This window comes from Streptomyces sp. GB4-14, from assembly GCF_022696125.1.
GTDB lineage: Bacteria > Actinomycetota > Actinomycetes > Streptomycetales > Streptomycetaceae > Streptomyces > Streptomyces werraensis.
The window spans coordinates 5,309,933-5,327,550 of the sequence record NZ_RZHO01000002.1 but is presented as its reverse complement, the minus strand read 5'-3'; the positions used below and the strand labels follow the sequence as shown (position 1 = coordinate 5,327,550).

20 protein-coding genes are annotated in these 17,618 nt (G+C 72.5%); 5 read left to right on the top strand and 15 right to left on the bottom strand.

From position 1 onward, the window contains the following. The first annotated feature begins 200 nt into the window (after nt 1-200). Entirely contained in the window at nt 201-1,205 is a 1,005-nt protein-coding gene (locus tag ELQ39_RS25540; RefSeq protein WP_242594162.1) for a phosphatase PAP2 family protein, read from the top strand. 63 nt (nt 1,206-1,268) lie between these two features. Here ELQ39_RS25540 and ELQ39_RS25535 read toward each other — a convergent pair whose 3' ends face one another. Together ELQ39_RS25535 and ELQ39_RS25530 are read right to left on the bottom strand one after the other, a co-directional pair. Beyond that, on the bottom strand, nt 1,269-1,484 hold the full coding sequence (locus ELQ39_RS25535; protein ID WP_093765011.1) for an I78 family peptidase inhibitor: 216 nt from the start codon (nt 1,482-1,484) through the stop codon (nt 1,269-1,271). A 394-nt stretch (nt 1,485-1,878) separates the two neighbouring features. Continuing rightward, the gene (locus ELQ39_RS25530) at nt 1,879-2,526 is read right to left on the bottom strand and encodes a LysM peptidoglycan-binding domain-containing protein (RefSeq protein WP_190004009.1); all 648 of its coding nucleotides are present in this window, start codon (nt 2,524-2,526) and stop codon (nt 1,879-1,881) included. 544 nt (nt 2,527-3,070) lie between these two features. Between ELQ39_RS25530 and ELQ39_RS25525 the strand changes: the two genes are divergently transcribed. Together ELQ39_RS25525 and ELQ39_RS25520 are read left to right on the top strand one after the other, a co-directional pair. Next, entirely contained in the window at nt 3,071-3,904 is an 834-nt protein-coding gene (locus ELQ39_RS25525; RefSeq protein ID WP_242594161.1) for a hypothetical protein, read from the top strand. A gap of 109 nt (nt 3,905-4,013) precedes the next feature. Further along, a complete protein-coding gene (locus tag ELQ39_RS25520) occupies nt 4,014-4,388 on the top strand; it encodes a hypothetical protein (RefSeq protein WP_225628738.1) in 375 nt (124 codons plus the stop codon). Between the two features lie 55 nt (nt 4,389-4,443). On the opposite strand, the gene der is transcribed toward ELQ39_RS25520, so the two are convergent. From der to aroH, 5 genes are all read right to left on the bottom strand, one after another. After that, nucleotides 4,444-5,934 (bottom strand): ribosome biogenesis GTPase Der, encoded by a 1,491-nt coding sequence (gene der, locus ELQ39_RS25515; protein ID WP_019522804.1) that lies wholly within the window; start codon nt 5,932-5,934, stop codon nt 4,444-4,446. Between the two features lie 76 nt (nt 5,935-6,010). Next, nucleotides 6,011-6,658, bottom strand: coding sequence for a lysophospholipid acyltransferase family protein (locus ELQ39_RS25510; RefSeq protein WP_242594160.1), 648 nt, complete (start codon nt 6,656-6,658; stop codon nt 6,011-6,013). Next, nucleotides 6,655-7,341, bottom strand: a complete 687-nt coding sequence (gene cmk, locus ELQ39_RS25505) for a (d)CMP kinase (RefSeq protein ID WP_190004005.1) — start codon at nt 7,339-7,341, stop codon at nt 6,655-6,657. Before cmk ends, ELQ39_RS25510 begins: the two co-directional genes overlap by 4 nt. Before the next feature lie 137 nt (nt 7,342-7,478). Next, complete coding sequence (locus ELQ39_RS25500; RefSeq protein WP_225628735.1) at nt 7,479-8,564, bottom strand: prephenate dehydrogenase; 1,086 nt, start codon at nt 8,562-8,564, stop codon at nt 7,479-7,481. After that, nucleotides 8,561-8,923 (bottom strand): chorismate mutase, encoded by a 363-nt coding sequence (gene aroH / locus ELQ39_RS25495; protein ID WP_225628734.1) that lies wholly within the window; start codon nt 8,921-8,923, stop codon nt 8,561-8,563. The genes ELQ39_RS25500 and aroH overlap by 4 nt, the downstream gene beginning before the upstream one ends. A gap of 192 nt (nt 8,924-9,115) precedes the next feature. Between aroH and ELQ39_RS25490 the strand changes: the two genes are divergently transcribed. Further along, the gene (locus tag ELQ39_RS25490) at nt 9,116-9,517 is read left to right on the top strand and encodes a Rieske (2Fe-2S) protein (protein WP_242594158.1); all 402 of its coding nucleotides are present in this window, start codon (nt 9,116-9,118) and stop codon (nt 9,515-9,517) included. A gap of 22 nt (nt 9,518-9,539) precedes the next feature. Beyond that, nucleotides 9,540-10,283, top strand: a complete 744-nt coding sequence (locus ELQ39_RS25485) for a nucleotidyltransferase domain-containing protein (protein ID WP_242594156.1) — start codon at nt 9,540-9,542, stop codon at nt 10,281-10,283. On the opposite strand, the gene ELQ39_RS25480 is transcribed toward ELQ39_RS25485, so the two are convergent. The 8 genes from ELQ39_RS25480 to ELQ39_RS25445 form a co-directional block, all read right to left on the bottom strand. Then, entirely contained in the window at nt 10,209-10,961 is a 753-nt protein-coding gene (locus ELQ39_RS25480; protein ID WP_242594154.1) for a nucleotidyltransferase domain-containing protein, read from the bottom strand. The two genes, ELQ39_RS25485 and ELQ39_RS25480, sit on opposite strands and share 75 nt — an antisense overlap. A 3-nt stretch (nt 10,962-10,964) precedes the next feature. Then, a complete protein-coding gene (locus ELQ39_RS25475; RefSeq protein ID WP_242594152.1) occupies nt 10,965-11,987 on the bottom strand; it encodes an ADP-ribosylglycohydrolase family protein in 1,023 nt (340 codons plus the stop codon). Then, nucleotides 11,984-12,703, bottom strand: a complete 720-nt coding sequence (locus tag ELQ39_RS25470; protein WP_225628770.1) for an NUDIX hydrolase — start codon at nt 12,701-12,703, stop codon at nt 11,984-11,986. Before ELQ39_RS25470 ends, ELQ39_RS25475 begins: the two co-directional genes overlap by 4 nt. A gap of 87 nt (nt 12,704-12,790) precedes the next feature. Then, nucleotides 12,791-13,831, bottom strand: a complete 1,041-nt coding sequence (locus tag ELQ39_RS25465; RefSeq protein WP_190003998.1) for a pseudouridine synthase — start codon at nt 13,829-13,831, stop codon at nt 12,791-12,793. A gap of 21 nt (nt 13,832-13,852) precedes the next feature. Then, nucleotides 13,853-14,506, bottom strand: a complete 654-nt coding sequence (scpB, locus tag ELQ39_RS25460) for an SMC-Scp complex subunit ScpB (RefSeq protein WP_242594150.1) — start codon at nt 14,504-14,506, stop codon at nt 13,853-13,855. After that, a complete protein-coding gene (locus tag ELQ39_RS25455) occupies nt 14,503-15,753 on the bottom strand; it encodes a segregation and condensation protein A (RefSeq protein WP_242594147.1) in 1,251 nt (416 codons plus the stop codon). Before ELQ39_RS25455 ends, scpB begins: the two co-directional genes overlap by 4 nt. Before the next feature lie 18 nt (nt 15,754-15,771). After that, nucleotides 15,772-16,332, bottom strand: coding sequence for a hypothetical protein (locus ELQ39_RS25450; protein WP_242594145.1), 561 nt, complete (start codon nt 16,330-16,332; stop codon nt 15,772-15,774). After that, the gene (locus ELQ39_RS25445) at nt 16,317-17,453 is read right to left on the bottom strand and encodes a ParA family protein (RefSeq protein ID WP_078492773.1); all 1,137 of its coding nucleotides are present in this window, start codon (nt 17,451-17,453) and stop codon (nt 16,317-16,319) included. Before ELQ39_RS25445 ends, ELQ39_RS25450 begins: the two co-directional genes overlap by 16 nt. Between the last annotated feature and the right edge of the window lie 165 nt (nt 17,454-17,618).

Here is a 17,618-nt window from a genome sequence, read left to right as displayed (position 1 = left end):
GGAATTCCACGCGAGCCCCGGGTGAACCATTTCGGACAGCCGATAAACCGGGGGCACGACATGCCCAAAACAATTGCGCTCCGGGGGTTCGGATTCGCCGGAAATAAAGGTCCCGTCTGAGAGGAATGCCACATCACATCGTCATCACAAAGCCGCTGAATCGTCGGGCCCGCACACTCACTCGCTGTAACGTCGATTGGGTGCGTACCGAACGGAGTCACACCCGTCTGGACCGGGTGTTCGCGAGGCTGGACCGTGAGCCGGAGCGACCGGCCCACGTCGGCATGCCGCGAATGAGCCGGCACCGGATGGTGCTCCTCGGCGCGACCCTGGCCTTCTACGGGGCGATCGTGTGGGCCGTGGTGGCCACCTCCTGGCTGGTCCGCCTGGACTGGCAGGTCATGTTCTTCCGCCCCTACCAGCAGTGGCCGGAGCTGCACGCCTTCGTCGACTACTACGTGGTGCTGGGCCAGCGCGGCCCCACCGCCGTGATGGTCGCCGCCTGGCTGGGCTGGCGCTCCTGGCGGCAGCACACGCTGCGCCCGCTGCTCGCCCTCGGCGTCTCCCTGCTGCTCCTCAACATCACGGTGGGCGCCGCGAAGTACGGCATGGGGCGGCTCGGACCGCACTACGCGACCGAGATCGGCTCGAACGAGATGTGGCTCGGCGGGGATATATTTCCGAGCGGTCACACCGCGAACGCCGTGGTGACCTGGGGAATCCTGGCCTACCTGGCCTCCACCCCGCGGGCCCGCCGCTGGCTTTCCGCACTGTCGGCCGTGACGTCCCTGGGCGTCGGGCTGTCCACCGTCTACATCGGCACCCACTGGCTCAGCGACGTCCTGCTGGGCTGGGCCGCGGGCCTGCTGATCCTGCTCGCGCTGCCCTGGTTCGAGCCGCTGATCGCGCGGGCCGAGGCACGGATCCTCACCGTGCGGGACAGGCTGCGCGACCGTCGCAGGACGAAGGCGCCGGTGCCCGCCCCGGCGGGCCGCCCCGTCGTGGTCCGTCCGCTCACCGAGCGCGCCGCCGGCACGGTGCACGAGCCGGTTCCCGCCGGACGCGCGGCCCGGTCGCCGGTCTATCTGGCGCCCGGCCCCCACACCAGCCGCGCCGAGCGCTCCCCGGTGACACCCGTGGGCAGCCGACGCCCGCAGCACACCGACCGCCATCCGCGCGGGACGACACCGGCGCCGCGCCCCTGAGGGACCTCCGGACACACCGAGGGCCCCGGTCCACTGCTCATGGACCGGGGCCCTCGGTGTGTCTCAGCCCTTCCAGGCCCGCGCCACCCGGCCGTCCCTCACCTCGAAGTTCAGCCGGCCCACGCGGTACTCCATGGTGACGATCGTCCCCGGCGCCAGGGCCCGCACCGATGACCAGCCGCGCTCGCGCGCGAGGTGCTCGGCCCGGTCGGCAGCGAGGCCGACATAGGCGTCCGGGTTGTCGCTGGGTTCCCTGGGGGGTGTCGGAATGGGTGCCATGCGGCCACGCTATGCCCTGGCCCGGAAACGGGGAAGTCCGCGCCGGAAGCCGGGGCCGGGAGCGTCCGCGGTCACACTTGTGTCACAGGATCACGACGGGGGCGTACGGGCGGCTGTCACCCGAAAGAGCGGTTCCTTGCTCCGTCCGGCGTCATTCGACGAATATTCCCGAGTACCTCGCAGTCCCGTCGGCAAACCCCGAAAGAATTGTGTCGCGTGAGGTATTCGAGAGTGCTTCCGTGACGCATATCCGGGCTGGCACGGTCGGCACGTGAAAGGGATGTGCACAAGAAGTGCGCATTTTCGTCACATGGATCGGCACGCCCCGGCGGCTGACGGGCGAGGGTCCCTCCGGGCTGCGGAGGGACCCAGGCAGTCGGACGAAGGGGGCGCCTCAGACGTCGAGCCGCTGTCCGGGCACGAGCACGTCGGGATCGGCGCCGACGACGTCCCGGTTGGCCGCGTACAGCCGACGCCAGTCCGTCCCGTGCCGGGCGGCGATCCCGCTCAGGGTGTCGCCGGGACGGACGGTGTACTCGCCGCGGGATGCTCCCCGGTCCGCGCGGGCGGCGGTGCGCCCGGGGGCCGCCTGCGCCGTGCTCCGCTTCGTCGCGGCCGGCTTCTGCCCGGCCTCCCTCGCGGGCGCCGGGTCCGCGGCGGGGGCGGGCCCCGACGCCCCGGCACGGGCCCCGCAGGCGGGCCAGGCCTGCCAGCCCTGGGCGCGCTGGACCTTCGTGGCGATCTCGATCTGCTGGGCCCTGCTCGCCCGGTCGGCCGTCGGGGCGTACGCGGTGCCGCCGAAGGCGCGCCAGGTGGAGGCGGAGAACTGGAGCCCGCCGTAGTAGCCGTTGCCGGTGTTGATGTGCCAGTCGCCGCCGCTCTCGCACTGGGCGATGCGGTCCCACACCCCGTCGTCCGCGGCGGCCGCGCCGCCTGCGGCGGCGAGCAGTCCGAGCGGTGCGAGCAGGGCCGCGCCCGCCAGGAAGGCCGCGGGACGGGCCCTGCCGGCGTTACGACGGGTGTTGTCGGCACATGCGGACATGGAGGTCCTTCCCCGAGGACCCGGGCTTCCCCCGGCGGGACGCCGCCCGGCGCGTCAGATGACACGCGGGCCGCGGCCGCCCCGTCCGCCGCGGGGTCGTACGAAGGGTGGTGCGTCGGTGGTGCGGCCGGCGGACGTACCCGAGCGGTGCTCGTTGCACACGGCGGAGGAATGTAAGGAGCCGTCGGCCCCCGGATCAACCAATGGCCCGTCGTGCCTGGCCAGTTGAGACTTACCCGGGGTATCGGCGATTTTCGGCCACCCATTTCATTGCGCGATTTCCGGATTTGTCGACCACCGCGCGGTGTGAGCTGTGAGGCACCTCACCCTGTCAAACCCCTTGCGTCAAGCGCGAGTTGACATTGAGTGCCGGATTCCGCACCTGCTGTGACCCTGCGCGCTGGATGGTTCGATTCCGTTCGCCGTAGGGCGTGACTCCCGCCACAGATCGCCCGTTGTCTTCTTCATGAGCCGGGGACCCGCCCGGACCACGGGCCGGTAGCCATCCGGCCTCGCCACGCACCGCATCCCGAGGGAGCCACCCGTGCCGCGCATGCTCGACGTCAGCGACGAGGTACGCGCCGAGATCGGCGACGAAGAAGCAGCCCGCCTGCTCGCCGGAGAGTCCGCCCCGGGCAGTTACGACTGCACCTCCTGCCGCACCCCGGGCGACTCGGAGCAGGAGCGCACCAGCACCGTCCTGTTCATCGGGGACGAGACCGCCGTGCTCGCCTTCGCCCACGCCACCTGCCTGCCCTCGCAGGTCGTCCAGGTCACCGAGGAACAGCTCCAGGGCGCCGTGCGGTCGATCGGAGCCGTGGGCGGGGAGTCCCAGCAGCAGGCGCCGGCGCCGCAGCACATCCAGCAGCCGCCGCACGTCCAGCAGCCTCCGAACCTCGTACCCGAGCAGGCCGTGCTGGGGGTGACCAGCGGGCTGGTGCTGATCCAGAACGAGCTGCACCCGGCGCTCGTGGTCGAGCCGACCGCCCCTGTCGCCCGGCCCGGCACCGTCGGGTCCGGCGACGACTTCCTGCCGCTGCTGATCGAGCAGGGCTTCATGCCGCTGACCGAGCTGGCCGCCGTGCCGCCCGTGCTGCACGGGTGGTCGGTGCTGCTCGCGGCGGGGCAGCTGCACGCCGTGCTCCAGCCGAACCCGAACGGCGGCCGCCCCGTCGCCTGGTGGCAGGCGCACCAGCCGCTGCAGGTCACCGACGGGTGGCGGGCGGCGGCGAACAAGCACCAGCAGGTGCTGATGTTCGCCGCGCCGGTGGGGTCCGTCGGGCGTCAGCCCCGGGAGGACCTGATGCGGGACGCGCTGGACAAGGCCGCGGCCCACGGGAAGCTGGTGGCCGCGGCGCTGCCGCTGGCCGGGATCTGAGGCGGGGCGTCTTCCGTCGTGCGCCGGCCGACAGTGCGTTCCGGCGGTGCGGCCTGCGAAAACCCGGGGCGGGCCGCATCCCTTGTGGCACGGGGTCGTTTGGAGATACGTGCACGCATATGACGCTCCCCGCCGCCAGTCCCTCGCCTCGGTCCCCGCACCCGTGCGCCCGGCGCAGGACTCCCGGAGCGGCCACTCGGCCACGCCGATCTACGACGCTCTCTACGCCGAGTACGTCAAGTCCTTCCGTACGCTGCCGGGCGACCGCAGCGGTGAGGAGGACTGGGGCTTCACCGCCTTCGGGAACATCCCGCACGGTACGGGCGCGTACCGTGACCACAGTCCCGGGTCGTTCGGCGCGTCCCTCGTCCGGCCCGCCGCGGAGCCGCCGCAGTGGCAGCGCGTGAGCCCGGTGGGGCGCGGGACCAACGAGATGCACCATGTGCCGGCCGGGCTGCCCCCGGCACCCCGAAGCGGCGTCTGACGGACATGGCGAAGGGGCGGCCCCGTGATCGGGACCGCCCCTTCGCCGTGTCCGGCTACTTCTTGCGTCCGCGCTTCTCCCGCACCCGCACCGAGATGTGGATCGGCGTGCCCTCGAAGCCGAACTCCTCACGCAGCCGGCGCTCGATGAAGCGCCGGTAGCCCGCCTCGATGAAGCCCGAGGCGAACAGCACGAACCGCGGCGGCCTGGTGCCGGCCTGGGTGCCGAACAGGATGCGCGGCTGCTTGCCGCCCCGCACCGGGTGAGGGTGGGCGGCGACCAGCTCGCCGAGGAAGGCGTTCAGGCGGCCCGTCGGGACACGGGTCTCCCAGCCCGCCAGCGCCGTCTCGATCGCCGGCACCAGCTTCTCCATGTGTCGGCCGGTGCGCGCCGAGACGTTGACCCGCGGCGCCCAGGCGACCTGGCCGAGCTCCGTCTCGATCTCCCGCTCCAGGTAGTAGCGGCGCTCCTCGTCGAGGGTGTCCCATTTGTTGAAGGCCAGCACGAGCGCGCGGCCCGCCTCGACGGCCATGGTGACGATGCGCTGGTCCTGCACGGAGATGGACTCGGCGGCGTCGATGAGGACGACGGCGACCTCCGCCTTCTCGACGGCCGCGGCGGTGCGCAGCGAGGCGTAGTAGTCGGCGCCCTGCTGGAGGTGGACCCGCTTGCGGATGCCGGCCGTGTCGACGAACTTCCAGGTCTTGCCGCCCAGTTCGATCATCTCGTCGACCGGGTCGCGGGTGGTGCCGGCGAGTTCGTTGACGACGACACGCTCCTCCCCCGCGACCTTGTTCAGCAGCGAGGACTTGCCGACGTTGGGCCTGCCGATCAGGGCGACGCGGCGCGGGCCGCCGACGGCCGTGCCGAAGGTCTGCGCGGGCGCCTCGGGCAGCACCTCGAGGACCTGGTCCAGCATGTCGCCGGTGCCGCGGCCGTGCAGCGCGGAGACCGGGTACGGCTCGCCCAGGCCCAGGGACCACAGGTAGGCCGCGTCGGCCTCGCCGCTCGGGCCGTCCACCTTGTTGGCGCACAGCACGACCGGCTTGCCCGCCTTGCGCAGCAGGCGCACGACGGCCTCGTCGGTGTCGGTGGCGCCGACCTTGGCGTCCACCACGAAGACGACCGCGTCGGCGGCGTCGATGGCGTACTCGGCCTGGGCGGCGACCGAGGCGTCGATGCCGAGGACGTCCTGCTCCCAGCCGCCGGTGTCGACGACCTTGAAGCGGCGGCCCGCCCACTCGGCCTCGTAGGTGACCCGGTCGCGGGTGACGCCCGGCTTGTCCTCGACGACCGCCTCACGGCGGCCGATGATCCGGTTCACCAGGGTCGACTTGCCGACATTCGGACGGCCGACGACGGCGAGCACCGGGAGCGGGCCGTGGCCCGCAGCCTCGATGGCGCCCTCGACGTCCTCGAGGTCGAAGCCCTCCTCCGCGGCGAGCTCCATGAACTCCGCGAACTCGGCATCGCCCAGCGCCCCGTGATCGTGCTCGTGCGCAGCGTCGTGCGCGTCCGAGCCGCCGGGCTCGATGTGGTCGTTCATGAAGTCCGTACCTCGTCGTTCATCGTGGTGATCGGTGGAGCCCCGCGGGGCGGAGATCCACTACTCAAAGTGTCGCTCAGCGGCCGGTGAGACGCCTGGCGTTTTCCAGGTGGGCCGTGAGCTGCTTCTGGATGCGTGCCGTGGCCTCGTCGAGCGCCTTGCGCGTACGTCTTCCGCTGCCGTCGCCCGCGTCGAACGGGTCGCCGAAGACGACGTCGACGCGGGAGCGCAGCGGGGGCAGTGCCTTTATCAACCGGCCGGGCCGGTCGGAACTTCCCAGGACGGCCACCGGCACGATCGGCGCCCCGCTGCGCACCGCGAAGTACGCGAGCCCGGCGCGGATCGAGGCGAAGTCGCCCTCGCCGCGGGTGCCCTCGGGGAAGATGCCGAGGACGCCGCCCTGCTCCAGCACGCCCAGCGCCCGCGCGATCGCCGTGCGGTCGGTGGAGTGCCGGTCGACCTTGACCTGGCCGATGCCGGTCAGGAAGGGGTCGAGGGGGCCGACGAAAGCCTCCCTCTTGATCAGGAAGTGCGTCGGCCGGGGCGCCACGCCCATGACCATGGGGCCGTCTATGTTGTGCGAGTGGTTCACGGCGAGGATCACCGGGCCGGACGCGGGGACCCGCCAGGAGCCCAGCACCCGCGGCTTCCACAGCCCGTACATCAGGCCGACGCCGATGCGCCGTCCGACCTCGGCGCCCCGCATCGAGGGAACGTCGGTCACTTCCCCGCCCGCTTCTCCTCGACGAGGGTGACGACGCACTCGACGACCTGCTGCAGGGTGAGGTCGGTGGTGTCCACCTCGACCGCGTCGTCGGCCTTGGCCAGCGGGGAGGTCTTGCGGCTGGAGTCGGCCGCGTCCCGCTTGATCAGGGCCTCGCGGGTGGTGTGCAGATCGGCGCCCTTGAGCTCACCGCTGCGGCGGGCGGCGCGGGCCTCCGGGGAGGCGGTGAGGAAGATCTTCAGGTCGGCGTCGGGGAGCACCGTCGTGCCGATGTCGCGGCCCTCGACGACGATGCCGGTGACGGCGGAGGCGGCGATGGCACGCTGCAGCTCCGTGATCCGGGCGCGCACCTCGGGCACCGCGCTGACCGCGCTGACCTTGGAGGTGACGTCCTGCTCGCGGATCGGGCCGGACACGTCCACGCCGTCGACGGTGATGGTCGGGTTCGCGGGGTCGGTGCCGGAGAGGATCTCCGGCTTGGCGGCCGCGGCGGCGATCGCGGACGGGTCCGCTATGTCGATGCCGTTGGTCACCATCCACCAGGTGATCGCCCGGTACTGGGCGCCGGTGTCCAGGTAGTTCAGGCCGAGCTGCGCCGCCACGGCCTTCGACGTGCTCGACTTGCCCGTGCCGGAGGGACCGTCGATGGCGACGATCACGGGCTCGGCGGCGCCGTTTTCCACGGAGGAACACCTTCCTGGTGCGGTGGGGTGGGGTGTGCGGGGCGTGGACACGCCCCGCACCAGATTACTGGCTCCCGGGAACCCCTCCGACATGCGGACGCCTCCCTCGCCCGCGGGGGCGGGCGGGGAGACGGGTGTCACTGACGGATCGCCCAGCCCCGCTCCCGCAGCGCGGCCGTGAGGACCGGGGCGGCCTTGGGCTCGACCATGAGCTGGATGAGGCCGGCCTGCTGTCCGGTGGCGTGCTCGATGCGGACGTCCTCGATGTTGACCCCGGCGCGCTCGGCGTCGGCGAAGATACGGGCGAGCTGGCCCGGCTGGTCGTCGATGAGCACCGCGACGGTGTCGTAGACGCGTGGGGCGGAGCCGTGCTTGCCGGGGACTCGGACCTGGCCGGCGTTGCCGCGGCGCAGCACGTCCTCGATGCCGGTGACGCCCTCGCGGCGCTTGTGCTCGTCGGAGGACTCCAGGGCGCGCAGGGCGCGGACGGTCTCCTCCAGGTCGGCGGCGACGTCGGTGAGCAGGTCGGCGACGGGTCCGGGGTTGGCGGAGAGGATGTCGATCCACATCCGCGGGTCGGAGGCGGCGATCCGGGTCACGTCGCGGATGCCCTGGCCGCACAGCCGTACGGCGGCCTCGTCGGCGTTCTCCAGGCGGGCGGCGACCATGCTGGACACCAGGTGCGGCATGTGGGAGACGAGGGCCACGGCGCGGTCGTGGGCGTCGGCGTCCATGACGACCGGCACGGCACGGCAGTGCGACACCAGTTCCAGGGCGAGGTTGAGGACCTCGGTGTCGGTGTCGCGGGTGGGGGTGAGCACCCAGGGGCGGCCCTCGAAGAGGTCGCCGGTGGCGGCCAGCGGGCCGGACTTCTCCCGGCCGGACATGGGGTGGGTGCCGAGGTAGGGGGTGAGGTCGAGTCCGCGCGCCTGGAGCTCACGGCGGGGGCCGCCCTTGACGCTGGCGACGTCGATGTAGCCGCGGGCGACGCCGCGCCGCATCGCGTCGGCGAGCACGTCGGCGACGTGGGCGGGCGGAGCGGCGACGACGGCGAGGTCCACGGGCCCGTCGGGCGCCTCGTCGGTGCCGGCGCCGAGGGCGGCGGCGGTGCGGGCCTGCTCGGGGTCGTGGTCGGCGAGGTGGACGGCGACGCCCCGCTGGGACAGGGCGAGGGCGGCGGACGTGCCGATCAGTCCGGTGCCGATGACGAGGGCGGTTCTCACTGGGCGATGTCCTTGCGGAGGGCGGCCGCGGCGCCGAGGTAGACATGGGCGATGTCGGACCGGGGCCGGTCCGATTCGATGTGCGCGAGGAGGCGGACCACGCGGGGCATGGCGCCGTCGATGTCGAGTTCCTGCGCGCAGATGAGGGGCACGTCGACGATGCCCAGCTTGCGGGCGGCGGCGGCCGGGAAGTCGCAGCGCAGGTCGGGCGTGGCCGTGAACCAGATGCTGATCAGGTCGTCGCTGTGCAGTCCGTTGCGCTCCAGCACCGCGGTGAGCAGGGCTCCCACCTGCTCCTCCATGTGTCCGGCCTCGTCCCGTTCCAACTGGACGGCCCCCCTGACCGCGCGTACCGCCACGACGATGCTCCTCGCTCACGTGCGTAAAGGCTGTTCGGTCGTCCAGCGTAGTCAGGCGCGGGCCGTACCGGTGCGGGACGCCCGCCCGCTGAGACGTCCGGTATGCACCTCGGGTGACGTTTCGCCGGTATTGCTTCCTCCGTGCCGTTATCGGTGTCAGGATGCGGCGACGGCGATCCAGGGAGGGACCGGATGACCACACGGGCGACGCGGCGCACCGTCCTGCTCGCATCGGGAGCGGCGGCGCTGACGGCAGGCTGCGGTTCGGGCGGGGACGGCGAGTCCCCGGACACGGAGGGATCACCGGGGCAGGCGCTGCTGCCGGTGGCGGACGTCCCGGTGGGCGGGGGCAGGATCCTCGGGGCGGAGGAGATCGTGGTCACCCAGCCCGAGGAGGGCCGGTTCAAGGCGTTCTCGGCGATCTGCACGCACCAGAGGTGCCTGGTCTCCGAGGTCGCGGACGGCACGATCAACTGCCCCTGCCACGGCAGCCGCTTCCGTGTCGCCGACGGCTCGGTGGAGCGGGGCCCGGCGACCCGGCCGCTGCCCGAGGAGCGGATCACGGTGGACGGAAATACGATCCGCCGGGCGTGATCCACCGCGTACGCTCCCCGGCATGCGTCCCGAGAGCCTGGTCACGGACCACACGATCTACGCCTGTGTGATGGGCTCGCGTGCCTTCGGTCTGGCCACGGAGGCCAGCGACACCGACCGCAGGGGCGTGTTCCTGGCGCCCACTCCCCTCTTCTGGCGCTTCGAGAAGCCGCCCACGCACGTCGAGGGGCCGGCGGATGAGCAGTTCAGCTGGGAACTGGAGCGCTTCTGCGAGCTGGCACTGCGCGGCAATCCCAACATCCTGGAGTGCCTGCACTCCCCGCTGGTGGAGTACGCCGACGCCACCGGCCGCGAGCTGCTGGCGCTGCGCGGCGCGTTCCTCTCCCGCAGGGTTCACGAGACGTTCGTCCGGTACGCCCACGGCCAGCGCCGCAAGCTGGACGCCGACGTCCGCACCCACGGCGCCCCGCGCTGGAAGCACGCCATGCACCTGCTCCGCCTGCTGATGACCGCCGGCGACCTGCTGCGCACGGGCGTCCTCACGGTGGACGTGGGCGACCGGCGCGAGGAGTTGCTGGAGGTGAAGCGCGGCGAGGTGCCGTGGGCCGAGGCGGAGGCCCGCATGAACCGCCTGGTACGGGAGGCCGAGGAGGCGGCGGCGCGCAGCCCGCTCCCGGAGGAGCCCGACCGGCGCCGCGTGGAGGACTTCCTGGTCCGCACCCGTCGCGCGTCAGCCCTCCAGCCGTACCCGGACGAGAAGGTCGTGCAGGGCGTCGTGTCCCCCGGGTGCGTCGGGCAGGCCTGACGCGGCCCGTGCCGCGTCCAGCACCCCGTGCAGCCGCTCCACGTCGCCCCGCACCCGGTCGTGGTCGACGTCGGCACCCCCGTGCTCCCGCTCCGCCTTGGCGTCGATCAGCTCCGGCAGGTACGCCGGGGCCTCCGGCACCTCCCCGGCCAGCGTGGGCAGATGCGCCCGAACCTCCCCGGCCCGCATCAGGTGGATGCCGGTGAGCAGTACCCGGAAGGTGTACAGCAGCGGTTTCAGCTCGCCGGTCTTCTCGAACAGCCGCCACTGGGTGCCCGCGAACCCCCGGTAGTGGTGGGCGTGGTGGCTGGTGAGCACCCCGGGCGCCAGGGCGACCAGTTCCCGGTGGGCCTCGGTGGTGTGCACGACCAGCGGGGAGAGCAGCTGTTCCAGCACGTAGCCGTTGCGCCGCAGCATCAGGCGGACGAACTTGCGCAGGTCGTGGGTGACCAGGTCCATCTCGACGCCGTCCCGCACCCACATCCTGGAGCGGGTCTCGTCCGGTTCGCGCAGTCCGACGAGGGCGGCGGCCGGCAGCAGGTGGGCGCCCCGCAGGTCCACGTCCGAGTCACGGGACGGGAAGCCGTACAGGTGCGCGCCGGAGACCGTGGCGAACAGCACCGGGTCGGGCTGCTGTGCGATCACCGGGCGCAGGTCGAGTTCGAGGGTGTCGGTCATCGCTCAAGCGTCCCAGAGCGCGCCGAGGGCCAGCAGTTCGTCGCGGTACTCGATGCGGTCCGCCCAGTCGGCGGGCCAGGCGTCCGCGCCCAGGTAGGCGCCCGCGAAGGCCCCGGCGAGGCAGGCGATGGAGTCGGAGTCGCCGGAGGTGCAGGCGGCGCGGCGCAGGGCCGTCAGGGGCTCGTCGACGAAGAGGAGGAAGCAGAGCAGGCCGGTCGCCATGGCCTCCTCGGCGATCCAGCCCTCGCCGGTGGCCCTGCACGGGTCGGTCTCCGGGGAGACGGTGCGCACGGCTTCCTGGAGGCGGCCCAGGATCTCCAGGCACTCGTCCCAGCCGCGGGCGATGAAGTGCTCCGGGGAGGGGTCCTGGGAGCGGGTCCACAGGTCGCCGAGCCAGAACTCGTGGTAGCGGGTGCGGTTCTCGTAGGCGTAGGAGCGCAACAGCCCGATCAGGCCGGTCGGTTCGGCGCCCTCGGCGAGCAGCCGTACGGCGTGCGTGGTGAGGTCGGAGGCGGCCAGCGCGGTCGGGTGGCCGTGGGTGAGGGCGGACTGCAACTGTGCCGCGCCGGCGCGCTGTTCGTCGGTGAGGCCGGGCGCCAGCCCGACGGGGGCGACGCGCATGTTGGCGCCGCAGCCCTTGGAGTGGATCTGGCTGGCGTCCTGCCAGGGCCGTTCGTCGCGCGACAGCAGGTGGCAGGCGCGCAGGCAGGTGTTGCCGGGGGCGCGGTTGTTCTCCGGGGAGCGCCACCACTCCACGAACTCCTCGCGCACCGGGCGCTCCAGGCGCTTCGGGCCGAGCGTCCCCCGGTCCATGGCGGTGCGCAGGCCCCTCCCGAGGGCGAGGGTCATCTGGGTGTCGTCGGTGACGATCGCCGGCTTCGGCAGGTCCAGGGAACGCCAGTCGCCGTAGGCGGCGAGGATGGAGGGGACGTCCTTGAACTCGGTGGGGAAGCCCAGCGCGTCCCCGAGGGCGAGTCCGGTGAGCGCTCCGGTCGCGGCGCGTTTGGTGACGGCGGTCGTGGTCATGCGGGACGTCCTTCCGGGGCGGGCCGGAGCAGCGGCGGGTGGAGGGCGGCGGCGGTGCCCGCGCGGTAGAGCGCGGCGGGTTTGCCCCGGCCGCCGGTGAGGCGCGCGGCGCCGGGAACCGCTTCGACGAAGCCGGGGGTGGCGAGGACCTTGCGCCGGAAGTTGGGGCGGTCCAGGGCCGTGCCCCAGACGGTCTCGTAGACCTGCTGGAGCTCGCCGAGGGTGAACTCCGGCGGGCAGAAGGCGGTGGCGAGTCCGGTGTACTCGAGCTTGGCGCCGATCCGGTCCCGCGCGTCGGCCAGGATCTGGTCATGGTCGAAGGCGAGGTCCCGTACCGCCTCGTACCGGGTCCAGCGGGCCTGGGCCGCGTCGCCGCCGCCGTGCGCCTCGGGGGCGTCGGGCAGCAGCGCGGCGAAGGCGACGGACACCACCCGCATCCGGGGGTCCCGGCCCGGCTCGCTGTAGGTGCGCAGCTGCTCCAGATGCAGACCGGTGACGTCGGTCAGGCCGGTCTCCTCCCCCAGTTCGCGCCGGGCGGCGCGCTCCGCGGACTCGTCGGGCCGCAGGAAGCCCCCGGGCAGCGCCCAGCGGCCGGCGTACGGCTCCTGGCCGCGTTCGACCAGCAGGACGTGCAGCGCGGCCTCGCGGATCGTGAACACCGCGAGGTCGACGGTCACGGCGAAGGGCTCGAAGGCGTGCTTGTCGTAGCCGTCCACGACGACCTCCACCCCCTTTAATAGTCGGTGTGACCATTAAAGGGGGTGGAGGGTGGAAGCACAAGCCTCTCGGGCCCGGAGCAGGCCCTAGAGGTCGACCTCCTTCATCAGCATGCCGACCTCGGTGTTCGACAGCCGCCGCAGCCAGCCCGACTTCTGGTCGCCCAGGGTGATCGGGCCGAAGGCGGTGCGCACCAGCTTGTCGACCGGGAAGCCGGCCTCCGCGAGCATGCGGCGCACGATGTGCTTGCGGCCCTCGTGCAGGGTCACCTCGACCAGGTAGTTCTTGCCGGTCTGCTCCACCACCCGGAAGTGGTCGGCGCGGGCGTACCCGTCCTCGAGCTGGATGCCGTCCTTGAGCCGCTTGCCCAGGTCACGCGGGATGGGCCCGACGATGTGCGCGAGGTAGGTCTTCTTCACCCCGTACTTGGGGTGGGTCAGCCGGTGCGCCAGCTCGCCGTGGTTGGTGAGCAGGATGACGCCCTCGGTCTCGGTGTCGAGCCGGCCGACGTGGAAGAGCCGGGTCTCGCGGTTGGTGACGTAGTCACCGAGGCACTGACGCCCCTCCGGGTCCTCCATGGTGGAAACGACCCCGGCGGGCTTGTTCAGGGAGAAGAACTGGTACGACTGCGTCGCCACGGTCAGGCCGTCGACCTTGACCTCGTCCTTCTCCGGGTCGACCCGCTTGCCCTGCTCCAGCACGATCTCGCCGTTGACCTCGACCCGTGCCTGGTCGATCAGCTCCTCGCAGGCGCGCCGCGAGCCGTAGCCGGCCCGGGCGAGCACCTTCTGCAGCCGCTCGCCCTCCTGCTCGGCGCCGGGGAAGGTCTTCGGGAGCTTCACGTCCTTGCGGCCGGCGTACCGGTCGCGGTTGCGCTCCTCGATCCGGGTCTCGTACTCCCGCGAGCGCGCGGGGGCGGTACGGCCGCCGCCCTTGCCGGACGACGGCCTGGCGCCACCGCGGCCGGACTTCGGTCCGTCCTTGGTGGCCCCGGGGCCCACGTCGTAGCGGCGCTCCTCGGGGCGGGGCTTGCGGGGGCGACCCTGCCCCTGCTTCTGGTCCCTGTTGTTGCCGGCGCCGCGGTTGTTACCGCGCCCGCCGCTCTTTCCGCTGCCGCTGCTTCGCATCAGTTTTCCGTCGTCGTCGTGTCAGGCGTGTTCGTCGTGCGCGCCGTCGTCCGGGTCCGGGGCGTCCGGATCGAACGACGGCACCCCTTCCTGGGTCTCGGCCTCGATCGCCTCCGCCTCCGGGAGGAAGGGCGCGAGCTCCGGGAGCTCGTCCAGACCGCGCAGGCCCATCCGTTCCAGGAAGTAGTTCGTCGTCGTGTACAGGATCGCACCTGTTTCGGGTTCCGTGCCCGCCTCCTCGATCAGACCCCGCTGGAGGAGGGTGCGCATCACGCCGTCGCAGTTGACCCCGCGCACCGCGGAGACCCTGCTGCGGCTGACCGGCTGGCGGTACGCGACGACCGCGAGGGTCTCCAGGGCGGCCTGGGTGAGGCGGGCCTGCTGGCCGTCCAGCACGTAGCCCTCGACGGCCGCGGCGTACTCGGGGCGGGTGTAGAACCGCCAGCCGCCGGCGACCCGGCGCAGCTCGAAGCCGCGGCCCTGGACGGTGTACTCGTCGGCCAGCTCCCGCAGGGCGTCGGCGACCTGCCGCTTCGGCCGCTCCAGTACCTTCGCCAGATGCTCCTCGGTCGCGGGCTCGTCCACGACCATGAGCACGGCCTCCAGAGCCGGCTTCAGCTCGAGCTCCGCGACCCCGCCGGCCCCTGCCGGGGCCCCGCTCGTGTCCTCGCTCACGGTGTCCTCTCCTCCTGGGGCTGCTCGGGCGGCCGGTCGAACTCGTCGGTGACCGCGGCCACGGCGTCCCCGTCACCGCCGGTCCAGCGCACCGTCAGCTCGCCCAGCGCGGTCTCCTGGTCGAGGGCGACGGCCTTCTCCCGGTACAGCTCCAGCAGGGCGAGGAAGCGGGCGACGACGGTCAGGGTGTCGTCGGTGTCCTCGACCAGCGCCCGGAAACTGGCCTCGCCCAGCTCCTTGAGCCGCGCGACGACGATCCCGGCCTGCTCCTGCACGCTGACCAGCGGCGCGTGGATGTGGTCCACGTACACCTGCGGCTTGGGCTTGGGCTGCATCGCCTTGACCGCGAGTTCGGCGAACCTCTCGGGCCCGATGCTGATGACCACGTCGGGCAGCAGCTCGGCATGGTGCGGCTCCAGCCCGACGGTACGGGGGAACCGGCGCGCCTCGTCGTCCAGCCTGCGGCTGAAGATGTCGGCGATCTGCTTGTACGCGCGGTACTGCAGCAGCCGCGCGAACAGCAGGTCGCGCGCCTCCAGCAGGGCGAGGTCGGCCTCGTCCTCCACCTCGGCGGCGGGCAGCAGCCGGGCCGCCTTCAGATCGAGCAGGGTGGCGGCGACCACGAGGAACTCGGTCGTCTCGTCGAGGTCCCAGTCGGGCCCCAGGGCCCGGATGTGCGCCATGAACTCGTCCGTCACCTTGGACAGGGCGACCTCGGTGACGTCCAGCTTGTGCTTGGCGATCAGCTGCAGGAGCAGGTCGAAGGGCCCCTCGAAGTTCGCCAGCCGGACCTTGAACCGCCCGTCCCCGAAGTCGCCCCCGGCCGCGGCACCGGGCGAACCCGCCTCCTGGGAGGGCCCGCCGACGTCGGCGGGACGCCCGCCCGCATCACCGAACGCGCCGCCCGGCTCGGCCGGCTTCCCGGCCACGGCCGCTTCCTCGCCGCCGACCACCCGCCGCTCATCGGCGAGCGCACCGCCCGAGTCCGTGAGCACCGCACCTGGGGGCGCGGCCCCGTCGGCAGACGCGGCCTGCTCAACCGTCCGTTCGGGCCGGGCCGCCGCGTTCCCGGAGGCGGGGACCGTTACGGCGGGCGCCTCCGGCGTGACAGCAGGCGCAGCCTCGGCCGAGTCGTCCCGCGCGGCCGCCTCCCCGGTGAGGGGAGGCGCCGCGTCCGCGGACGTCGCCGGGCCGCGGCCCAAGGGGCGGCGGCGAGGCGCGGGGGCGGCTGCGTCGTTCGAGGTCATGGCCCCCGCAGGCTATCGCTACCGTCCCCGCAGGCGTCGTACGAGGATGCTGGCGTCCCCCCGGCTCTCCAGGTCCGCGAGGACCACGGCGACCGCCTCGCGGACGATACGCCCGCGGTCGACGGCGAGGCCGTGTTCACCGCGCAGGACCAGACGCGCGTGCTCGAGGTCCATCAGCTCCTCGGCGGAGACGTACACGGTGATCTTCTCGTCGTGCCGCTCGCGGCCGCTGGGCCGCCGTGCCGCGGGCCGTCCCCGCTTGCGCGGGGGCGCGGCGGCCGCGCCGTCGCCGGCCACCGCCGCGCGCCGTCCGGCGCCCGCGGCCCCCCGGCTGCGGGACTCCCCGGCCTCGGCGGGCTCCACGTCCGCCGCGGCGTGCTCCGTGCCCTCGCCGTCGCCGCCCTGCACGGGCACCGACTGCGGCGCGTCCTCGTGGACGGCCGCTGCCGCGTCGCCCTCCGCCGCGGGTGCGGGGACCCGGGCGTCGCCGCCGCGCCTGGGGGTGGACGGCTGGAGCGCCGTCCCCCCTGTCGTACGGAAGAGTTCGTCGGCCCCCGGCAGACTCACTCGGCGTGACACCGGGCGAGCACCTCCCTGGCGAGCTGACGGTAGGCGGCGGCGCCGACGGAGTTGGACGCGTACGTGGTGATCGGCTCACCGGCGACCGTGGTCTCCGGGAAGCGGACCGTGCGTCCGATGACCGTGTGGTAGACGTGGTCGTCGAACGCCTCCACCACCCGCGCGAGCACCTCACGGCTGTGCACCGTGCGCGAGTCGTACATGGTGGCGAGGATCCCGTCGAGCTCCAGCTCCGGGTTGAGCCGCTCCTGGACCTTCTCGATGGTCTCGGTCAGCAGGGCGACACCGCGCAGCGCGAAGAACTCGCACTCCAGCGGCACGATCACCTTGTGCGCCGCGGTGAGCGCGTTGACGGTGAGCAGGCCGAGCGAAGGCTGACAGTCGATCACGATGTAGTCGTAGTCGTCCATCAGCGGCTTCAGCGCCCGCTGCAGCGTCGACTCGCGCGCGACCTCGCTGACGAGCTGGACCTCGGCCGCCGACAGGTCGATGTTGCTGGGCAGCAGGTCCATGTTGGGGACCGCGGTCTTCAGCAGCACCTCGTCGGCCGCCATGCCCCGCTCCATGAGCAGGTTGTAGACGGTGAGGTCGAGCTCCATCGGGTTGACGCCGAGTCCGACCGACAGCGCGCCCTGCGGGTCGAAGTCGACGAGCAGCACCCGGCGTCCGTACTCCGCGAGCGCGGCGCCCAGGTTGATGGTCGACGTGGTCTTGCCGACGCCGCCCTTCTGGTTGCACATCGCGATGATCTTCGCGGGGCCGTGGTCGGTCAGCGGGCCCGGGATCGGGAAGTACGGCAGCGGGCGTCCGGTCGGGCCGATGCGCTCACGGCGCTGGCGTGCCGCGTCGGGCGCGAGCGTGGCCGCGTACTCCGGATCGGGCTCGTACTCGGCGTCGGGGTCGTAGAAGTGCCCCTCGGGCAGTTCGTCGTAGTCGGCGAAATGGTTGTGGGGCGCGCCACTTCCGTCGCCGGCCATGGCGTTCACGTGATGGCCATCCATGCTCTGGTGTGCTGGGTGAGTCACTCCTGGAGTTGCGTGACTCTGGTGGGCTGCGAAGGTGCGCACAGCGACGGAGCCGACAGCAGCGAATCCCGCGGACCCCTGGCCCGGCGCAGGCATTCCTGGTTGACCACCCCCGGGAGTAAATGTCGACTCATTCACAAGTCGTCTTACCTCCTTGGTGACCAGGAAACTTCTAGACAGGTCAGCGTGGCACCATGCCGACGGTTGGCGACTCTATGGCGTGTCGGCCGTCCGCAGCAACACAATCCGCCGGACCCGGCA

What these genes read in the sequence shown, in the direction of transcription:
- ELQ39_RS25535 (WP_093765011.1), bottom strand. Translation starts at nt 1,484, where the DNA reads ATGGCACCCATTCCGACACCCCCCAGGGAACCCAGCGACAACCCGGAC.
- ELQ39_RS25530 (WP_190004009.1), bottom strand. Translation starts at nt 2,526, where the DNA reads ATGTCCGCATGTGCCGACAACACCCGTCGTAACGCCGGCAGGGCCCGT.
- der (WP_019522804.1), bottom strand. Translation starts at nt 5,934, where the DNA reads ATGAACGACCACATCGAGCCCGGCGGCTCGGACGCGCACGACGCTGCG.
- ELQ39_RS25490 (WP_242594158.1), top strand. Translation starts at nt 9,116, where the DNA reads ATGACCACACGGGCGACGCGGCGCACCGTCCTGCTCGCATCGGGAGCG.
- ELQ39_RS25485 (WP_242594156.1), top strand. Translation starts at nt 9,540, where the DNA reads ATGCGTCCCGAGAGCCTGGTCACGGACCACACGATCTACGCCTGTGTG.
- ELQ39_RS25480 (WP_242594154.1), bottom strand. Translation starts at nt 10,961, where the DNA reads ATGACCGACACCCTCGAACTCGACCTGCGCCCGGTGATCGCACAGCAG.
- ELQ39_RS25475 (WP_242594152.1), bottom strand. Translation starts at nt 11,987, where the DNA reads ATGACCACGACCGCCGTCACCAAACGCGCCGCGACCGGAGCGCTCACC.
- ELQ39_RS25465 (WP_190003998.1), bottom strand. Translation starts at nt 13,831, where the DNA reads ATGCGAAGCAGCGGCAGCGGAAAGAGCGGCGGGCGCGGTAACAACCGC.
- ELQ39_RS25455 (WP_242594147.1), bottom strand. Translation starts at nt 15,753, where the DNA reads ATGACCTCGAACGACGCAGCCGCCCCCGCGCCTCGCCGCCGCCCCTTG.
- ELQ39_RS25445 (WP_078492773.1), bottom strand. Translation starts at nt 17,453, where the DNA reads ATGCCTGCGCCGGGCCAGGGGTCCGCGGGATTCGCTGCTGTCGGCTCC.